The organism is Vibrio sp. Vb1755, from assembly GCF_033338635.1.
In the GTDB taxonomy this organism is placed as follows: Bacteria; Pseudomonadota; Gammaproteobacteria; order Enterobacterales; family Vibrionaceae; genus Vibrio; species Vibrio alginolyticus.
Window position 1 is genome coordinate 1 of record NZ_JAWOTA010000307.1, and the last position, 1,110, is coordinate 1,110.

2 protein-coding genes are annotated in these 1,110 nt (G+C 41.3%); one reads left to right on the forward strand and one right to left on the reverse strand.

The window, feature by feature from the left end; genetic code table 11:
• Nucleotides 1–220: Nif3-like dinuclear metal center hexameric protein (locus R7E00_RS24760; RefSeq protein WP_318124863.1), on the reverse strand; the 220-nt coding region annotated here is incomplete at its 3' end.
• Between the two features lie 137 nt (nucleotides 221–357).
• Here R7E00_RS24760 and R7E00_RS24765 point away from each other — a divergent pair.
• Nucleotides 358–1,110 (forward strand): DUF1853 family protein (locus tag R7E00_RS24765; protein WP_318124864.1); only part of this gene is annotated, 753 nt, incomplete at its 3' end.

A 1,110-nucleotide genomic window follows, 5' to 3' on the forward strand; every position in this document is an offset into this window, starting at 1 on the left:
GTTCTGGCTCCCCTTTCCAAAAATAACCATGGTGGACCAATAACGCATCGGCTCTGAGTTCAATCGCTTTATCAATTAATGCTTGAGAAGCAGTTACTCCAGTAACTACGCGCTTGATCTGTGGACAGCCTTCAACCTGTAAGCCATTTGGCGCGTAATCTTTAATTAACTCGGGCGAGAGTTTGCTGTTGAGAATCTTTTCTAACTGTAAATTATTCATTATCACTTCCAATTTCGAGCGAGTACCTCAAAGTGTATATCGAACTATGACACTGATGCTAGCTACCCTATTCTACTAACCAAATTTAGTTACAATAACGAGGCTCGCTGCTTTATCAACATCACTAAGGAATCAGGATGAATCAACTGCAACGTCTTTATCAATGGATCACCTCTTCTCCTCCTCTTTTTCAGTTGCTCCCTCCTTTTGCTACATTGGAAGACTTATCGATTAAACCTCTGGATGAATCTGAAGAGTACCAAGGGAACCCGAGACTGGGTTTTTTGTATCAGCATTTATGTACCGCTGCACTTGCGAATTCAGAACAATATGAAATTGTTGCAGAAGAAATTCAACTCAACGATAGCGACGGAAAAACCATCGGTGCGATAGATCTCATACTTAAAAATAGAACATTGGACCAACTAGAACATTGGGAAGTAGCGATTAAGTTTTATCTTTTACATGAAGGTGTTTGGTATGGCCCTAACGCGCACGATCAATTACATACAAAACTGGATAGAATGCTCTCCCACCAATTGAAAATGAGCGAAAGGCCTGAATTTAGACAAATGCTTCCTCTGGATCAGTCTCCAAAGGAACGCTTGTTGATGCAAGGGCGACTTTACATCAATCCATTTTCTAATGAAGTACCGCCGAAAGAGTGCTTAGGCTTTGCTCTCAATCCAAGCCAAATCAGTGGATATTGGTGTTATCAAAGCCAATGGAGTTTGATCAATAAACCGCTTTACCACTTAAGCAAACCCAACTGGGCTATTGGTACGGATGATTTTTCTCAGCCGATTGAAAAACCAATGGAGCGATTTGAGCATGCACAAACAGCAGATGGCGAGTTCTGGTTTATCGTGTCAGATAATTGGCCACAAAAT